At 72.4% G+C, this 6603-nt stretch carries 6 protein-coding genes; 1 reads left to right on the forward strand and 5 read right to left on the reverse strand.

The genetic code is table 11. The features are described from left to right. Positions 1-28 precede the first annotated feature (28 nt). From hisG to ABTZ89_RS33645, 5 genes are all read right to left on the reverse strand, one after another. Positions 29-877 (reverse strand): ATP phosphoribosyltransferase, encoded by an 849-nt coding sequence (gene hisG / locus ABTZ89_RS33625; RefSeq protein WP_270954575.1) that lies wholly within the window; start codon positions 875-877, stop codon positions 29-31. A 44-nt stretch (positions 878-921) separates the two neighbouring features. Further along, entirely contained in the window at positions 922-1185 is a 264-nt protein-coding gene (locus ABTZ89_RS33630; protein ID WP_093346056.1) for a phosphoribosyl-ATP diphosphatase, read from the reverse strand. Positions 1186-1261: 76 nt separating this feature from the next. Continuing rightward, positions 1262-2233 carry a homoserine dehydrogenase gene (locus ABTZ89_RS33635; RefSeq protein WP_270954574.1) on the reverse strand — a complete coding sequence of 324 codons (972 nt, stop codon included), beginning with the start codon at positions 2231-2233 and terminating at the stop codon, positions 1262-1264. Next, positions 2233-2922, reverse strand: a complete 690-nt coding sequence (locus ABTZ89_RS33640) for an HAD family hydrolase (protein WP_351052410.1) — start codon at positions 2920-2922, stop codon at positions 2233-2235. The genes ABTZ89_RS33635 and ABTZ89_RS33640 overlap by 1 nt, the downstream gene beginning before the upstream one ends. A gap of 145 nt (positions 2923-3067) precedes the next feature. Further along, on the reverse strand, positions 3068-5422 hold the full coding sequence (locus tag ABTZ89_RS33645) for a lysylphosphatidylglycerol synthase domain-containing protein (protein ID WP_351052413.1): 2355 nt from the start codon (positions 5420-5422) through the stop codon (positions 3068-3070). A gap of 129 nt (positions 5423-5551) precedes the next feature. On the opposite strand from ABTZ89_RS33645, the gene ABTZ89_RS33650 reads away from it, so the two are divergent. Next, positions 5552-6457 carry a PAC2 family protein gene (locus tag ABTZ89_RS33650; protein WP_502949636.1) on the forward strand — a complete coding sequence of 302 codons (906 nt, stop codon included), beginning with the start codon at positions 5552-5554 and terminating at the stop codon, positions 6455-6457. Positions 6458-6603 lie beyond the last annotated feature (146 nt).

A 6603-nucleotide genomic window follows, 5' to 3' on the forward strand; every position in this document is an offset into this window, starting at 1 on the left:
GCTCCAGCCCGCACCCGCACGTCCGGTGTCAGAGGCGGCAGGCTCGGATGTCCGAGGACAGGATCGCCTTGGCACCGACGGAGACCAGGCGGTCCATGATGGCCGGGGCCTCCTTGCGGGGGACCATGGCGCGCACCGCCACCCAGTTCTCGTCGGCCAGCGGCGCCATCGTGGGCGAACCCAGGCCCGGCGTCATCTTGGTGACCTCGTCGAGCAGGTCGCGCGGGCAGTTGTAGTCCAGCATCACGTACTGCTGGGCGAACACCACGCCCTGCAGCCGCGCGATCAGCTGCTCCTTGACCGGGTCGCCGTCCGAACCGCTGCGCTCGATCACCACGGCCTCGGACTTGCAGATCGGGTCGCCGAAGGCCACCAGCCCGTGCTGGCGCAGGGTGCGACCGGAGCCGACCACGTCGGCGATGGCGTCGGCGACGCCGAGCTGGATGGAGATCTCCACCGCGCCGTCGAGCCGGATGACCTCGGCGGTCACCCCGTGCCGGGCCAGGTCGTCGGTGACCAGCTTCGGGTAGGAGGTGGCGATCCGCTTGTCCTGCAGGTCCTTCGCGGTCCACTCGCGCGGACCGGCCGGGGCGGCGTAGCGGAAGGTCGAGCCGCCGAAGCCCAGCGCCAGCCGCTCCTCGACGGCCGCACCGGAGTCCAGCGCCAGGTCGCGACCGGTCAGCCCCAGGTCCAGTTCGCCGGAGCCGACGTAGATCGCGATGTCCTTGGGGCGCAGGAAGAAGAACTCGACGTCGTTGGCGGCGTCGAGCACCGTCAGGTCCCGCTGCTCATGGCGCTGCCGGTACCCGGCTTCCGCGAGCATCTCGGATGCGGGACCGGCCAGCGTGCCCTTGTTGGGCACTGCAACGCGCAGCATGGGAGCAGTCTCCTTCTTTCTTGCGTTCTCGGGGACCTGTGGGTTCACAGGTAGCGGTAGACGTCCTCGAGGGACAGGCCGCGCCCCAGCATGATGACCTGGAGGCGGTACAGCAGCTGGGAGATCTCCTCGGCCAGCTGCTCGTCGGACTCGTGCTCGGCGGCCAGCCACACCTCACCGGCCTCTTCGAGCACCTTCTTGCCCTGCGCGTGCACCCCGGCGTCGAGGGCGGCAACCGTCGACGAGCCCTCGGGGCGGGTGCTGGCGCGTTCTTGCAGTTCGGCGAACAACTCGTCGAAGGTCTTCACGGTTCACGATCCTTGCATCTCAGGTGAGCGGTCCGAACGGCGGACCCGCTGGTTTCCACACTCTGGTACGACGCGGTCATCGCAGGCCCGCGGTGGCTTCCAGCGCTGCGCCGATGGTGTCCTTGATCATCGCTCGGGCGGCGCCCCGCGGGCTGGAGCGCCCGCCGGAGACGGTGACCGATCCGGCGTCGCCGCAGTCGTAGCGCACCGCCTTCTCCGGACCGACCAGCGCGCCGAGCGGACTGCCGACGGGCTCGGCTCGCACGGCCACCCGGACCAGGCCCGGCTCGTCGCGATGGGCGCTGGCGACCTGCCGGAGCCGGTGCCCGGGTTCGACGGCGCGCCGCTCCTCGACCGGTTCCGCCTCGACCCGCACGTCCGCCACGTCCCAGCCCCACAGCAGGCCGGTGATCAGGCGCATCTTGGTCGCGGCGTCGGCGCCGGAGAGGTCCGCCGTCGGATCGGCTTCGGCGATGCCGCGGCGCTGCGCTTCGGCGACGGCGGAATCCAGCGTCCGCCCTTCCGCGAGCTGGTCGAGGACGAACGTCGCGGTGCCGTTGAGGCAACCGTGCACGGCGTCCACGTCGAACCCGCGCAGCACCGATCGCGCCACGTCACCAGCGGGCATCGCAGCCCCGGTGGCCCCGGAGATCCGGACCGAGCGCCCAGCACGGCGGGCCGCCTCGTCGAGCCGGCTCCAGTGCGTGAGCAGGTGCGACTTGGTGGCGGTGACGACGTGCGCGCCCTGGTCGAGCGCCTGCAATGCGTCCAGTCCCGGCTGATCGCCGCCGTCGGAAGGAACGGCCTGCGCCAGCACTCGGGCTCCGGTGCGGGCGAGGAGTTCCGCGAGCGGCTCCGCGTCGGTCCACTGCTCGCGCGGCGGCACGGCACCGTCGACCTCGGTCTGGGTGCTGCGGCCGCGGACGGCGACGACCCGCAGGTCGACCCCGTGCTGGTCGCGCCACTGCGCGCGGTTGCGGTGGACGAGTTCGGCGTACTCCCGGCCGACCGGGCCGAATCCGGCCAGCACGATCGGGACGTCGATCATCACGCAGCTCGTGCGAACAGCTCGCCGAGAGCACCGAAGTCGACGTCCAGAAGGGACTCGTGCAGCACCCGGTGCGGGCCGGGCTGCAGCGGCACCTCGCACGGGATGGCGATCACCAGGCACCCGGCGGCTTCCGCGCTGGCCACACCGGTCGGCGAGTCCTCGACGGCGACGCAGTCCGCCGCGTCCACGCCCAGCAGCCGAGCGGCCTTCAGGTACGGCTCGGGCTCGGGCTTGTTGTGCCCGTCGACCTCGTCGCCGCAGACGGTGAGGTCGAAGGTGTCGCGGCCCAGGGTCTCCAGCGCCATCTCGGTCAGCGAGCGGATCGTGGAGGTCACCAGCGCGACCGGCACGCCGAGCCCGCGGGCCTCGCGCAGGGCTTCCTGCGCGCCCGGCCGCCACGGCAGGCCCTGCTTGAACAGCTCCGCCATCCGGTCGGCCACCCAGCCGGCGGCCGCGGCGATCTCGTCCTCGGTGGCCGGGACGCCGACGTCGGTGAGCAGCATCTTCATGCTGCGGGTCATGTTCGAGCCGACCATGGCTTCCCGGGTGGCGTCGGTGAGCTCACCCCCGCGATGCGCGGCGTAGTCGTCCAGCGCGATCGTCCACAGCTTCTCGGAGTCGACGAGCGTCCCGTCCATGTCGAACAGGACGGCGGCGGGCGAGTTCGGACCGGCGTCGCGGGTCACGCGGAGATCTCCTCCAGAGGTGGTTCGGACCGAGGTCGGCGTCCAGTACAGCACCGCGAACCCCTCCCGCCCCAGCGAAAGTGTCCAATCCCTCGTCGCTGGTTTCGCGAGGTGAAGTGCGCCTCGACCGATCAAGGCCACCCGATCAGATGATGGCCTTGCGCTGGAGGTAGCGGAACATGGCGATTCCGGGCAGGACCGGGAGCCAGTAGGTCAGGAGGCGGGAGAGCAGGACCGCCGTCACCGCCGCCGTCGCCGGGACGCCCATCGCGCCGAGGCCGGCGAACAGGACCGCTTCCACCGCGCCGAGTCCGCCGGGCGAGGGCACCAGGTGGCCGAGGGTGTTGCCGATGATGAACACGACCGTCACCCCCACCCAGGAGAACTCCGGGTGCAGCGCGGCCAGCGACGCCGCCAGGCCCAGGCCCGACACCACGAGGTAGCCCAGCGCGCCGCCGAACAGCTGGAGCGCGCGGATCGGATCGCGCAGGGTCTCCAGCAGCTCCCGGCCGACCTCCAGCGCCGGCGCCGCGATCCGCCGCCGCCCGAACGGCGACGCGATCACGACGACGGCGACCCCCACCACCGCGATCGCGCCCACCAGCACCGGCCAGCCGGTCGGGATGGACAGGTGGGTGAACGTCCCGGCCAGGCCGACGGTGAACACGCCGACCACGGCCACCACGAACGCCACCGCCCCGGTGCCCGCCTGGTTCAGCAGCGTCACCCCGACCGCGAGCGGTCGCCGCAGGCCCAGCCGCTCCATGTAGACGACGTTGATCCCGAAGAACCCCGCGCCGCCGGGCGTCGTGCGGCCGGTGAAGGCGGCGGCGACCTGCACCGCGAGGGTGCGCCAGAACGGCAGCGGGACCGAGCTGGAGCCCTGCACCGAGATCGAGGACAACAGGATCGCCAGGAAACCGGTCAGCACCGCCACCGCCAGCCATCCCCAGTTGGCGTGGCGCGCGGCCCCGAGCACGTCGTTCATGCTCGACAGCTCCGGCAGCAGCAGGTACACCGCAGCGCCGATGAGCAGCAGCCCGACCACGGTGACCGGCCGGACGGGCGACCGGAACCCCGGGATCGGCCGCCCGAGCCCGTCGGCCAGCGCCTCCCGGACCTCGGCCATCAGGAACCGCCCGTGCGGGGCCTGCGCTCGGATCCGCCGCGGCAGCGCCATCGGCAGCAGATTGCGCAGCGCGCCTTCCAGCTGTTCGGCGGGCAGGGCGGCGATCGCGGTGCGCACGGCGCGCTCGGCGCCCACCACCGACGCGATCGACACCAGCGCCTCGGCCAGGTCCCGTTCGCAGCGCGCCGGGCCGGCACCGGCCAAGCTGAAGGTGAAGCTGAGCAGCCACGGCCGGTTCTGCGCGTCGACCAGGAAGTTCTTCGCCCGCAGGTCGTGGTGGGCGATGCGGGCCTCGGCCAGCGCGGCGAGCTGCGCCCAGATCTCCGCCAGCAGCTCGTCGTCGACCTCCTCCGCGCGCATGTGCGAGAGCCGCCTGCCCGTCACCTGGCGCACCACCAGCAGCGCGGGTGCGTGCTCGACGTCGCAGGCCAGCACGACCGGCGGGGTGCGCACGCCCGCGCGCTCGGCCAGCAGCGTCACGTAGGCCTCGTGCTCGACCTCGTGGTGCGGGGTCGACAGCCGCGGCTCGTCCTGGACGTCCAGCAGCGCGAGCAGCCGCTTGATCTTGTACCAGGCACCGGCGCGGCGGCTCATCCGCCGCACCACCTTGACCCGCAGCGTCGCCCCGTCCTCGGTCCGCACGGCGAACTCGCGCGGCTCCAGGAACCGGTGCCGCAGCGCGATGATCGACAGCGGCGCCAGCCCGGCCTGCTCCAACTCGTCCCGGACGATCGCGTCGGAGACCCGCCGCCCCGGCGCGCCCCACACCACGTGGAACAGCGTCCCGACGCCCCAGCCCAGCAGCGCCCCGCCCACCGCTGCCAGCGGCAGGTGCCCGCCCAGGTGCACCACGGCGACGCCGACGAGCACCGCCAGCACCCACCCGGCGTAGCGGGCGAAACCACCCACGTAAGGCGCGACGATCACGGCCAGCACGGTCACGATCGCCACTTCCTCGGCGGGGAACGGCAGACCGCCCGGCGGCCCGGTCGGCGACAGCTGGCGCAACCCGAGCACCTCGTGCATGAGCAGCGCCAACGCCCAGGTCACCGCGCCCGACGCCGCGCACAGCAACGCCACCCGGATCCAGCCGAAGTAGGCCGCCACCGCGGTCACCGCGGCGATGCCCGCCCACGAGCCGAGCCAGCTCAGCACCACCCACAGCAGATCCGACACCGCCGGGATCCGGCTCAGCTGGTCGTAGATCGCCAGCTCCACCGGGTTCGCCGGCACCAGCACGAGCAGCACGCTCAGCGCCAGCAGACCGCCGACCAGACCCAGCTGCGCAAGATCCCGCGGCCGCCGTCCGATGGACAGCCGCAACCTCGATCGCGGGGAGATCCCCGGCTCGTTCTGGTCCACTCCGGCCATCCGCTCCGCAGGCGCTCGAGCTCAAGGGTCTGGCCCTCCGCTGCGGCCGTCAAACCGACCTCGGATCGCGATCCAGGCGCGCCCGGTACGTCCGGCGCTGGCGTCGGCCCGGCGTCGTAGGCTGGGTCAGTGACCGATCGCGACGCACACACCGATGAACACACGCGCGCCGAACCACCCGAGTTGACCGATCCGATCGTGATCTGCGGTTTCGAGGGTTGGAACGACGCCGGGGATGCCGCCAGTTCCGCGATCGAGCACCTGCAGCTCATCTGGGACGCCGAACCGCTGGGCGAGCTCGACCCGGACCCGTACTACGACTTCCAGGTCACCCGCCCCACGGTCAAGCTGGTCGACGGCATCACCCGCCAGGTGACCTGGCCGACCACCCGGCTGTCGGTCTGCCGCCCGCCGGGCTGCGCGCACGACGTGGTGCTGGTGCACGGCATCGAACCGAACATGCGGTGGCGCGCCTTCAGCGCCGAACTGGTCGAGCAGATCGAGCGGATCGGCGCTCGCACCGTGGTGACGCTGGGTGCGCTGCTCGCCGACGCCCCGCACACCCGCCCGGTGCCGGTCACCGGCGCCGCCTACGACGCCGACTCGGCGGCCCGGTACGGCCTGGAGCGCTCCCGCTACGAGGGCCCGACCGGCATCGTCGGGATCTTCCAGGACGCCTGCGTGCAGGCCGGGATCCCGGCGATCTCGTTCTGGGCGGCGGTCCCGCACTACGTCTCGCAGCCGCCGTCGCCGAAGGCGACGCTGGCGCTGCTGCACCGGGTGGAGGACGCCCTCGACGTCGAGGTCCCGCTGGGCAACCTGCCGGAGCAGGCCGAGGAGTGGGAGCAGACGGTCAGCGAGATGGCCGAGGAGGACGAGGACGTCCGCAACTACGTCCGAGCGCTGGAGGAGCGCGGGGACGCCGAGGTCAAGCTGACCGAGACCAGCGGTGATGCCATCGCCGCGGAGTTCGAGCGCTACCTCCGCCGCCGCGGCCCCGGCGGCAAGGGCCCCCTCGGCCCCGGCCCGGGCTGACCACCTCCGCCCCAGGCGGACCCGATCCCACCAGGTGGACCACAGTTTCAATGGAAACTGTGATCCGCCGTGCCTGGGTTCCGCAGTTTCAATTGAAACTGCACCCCCCGGGCGTGTCGGGACCCCGGCGTGTCGGCGCCCGACAC

The sequence above is a fragment of the Saccharopolyspora sp. NPDC002686 genome, from assembly GCF_040295745.1.
GTDB lineage: Bacteria > Actinomycetota > Actinomycetes > Mycobacteriales > Pseudonocardiaceae > Saccharopolyspora > Saccharopolyspora oryzae.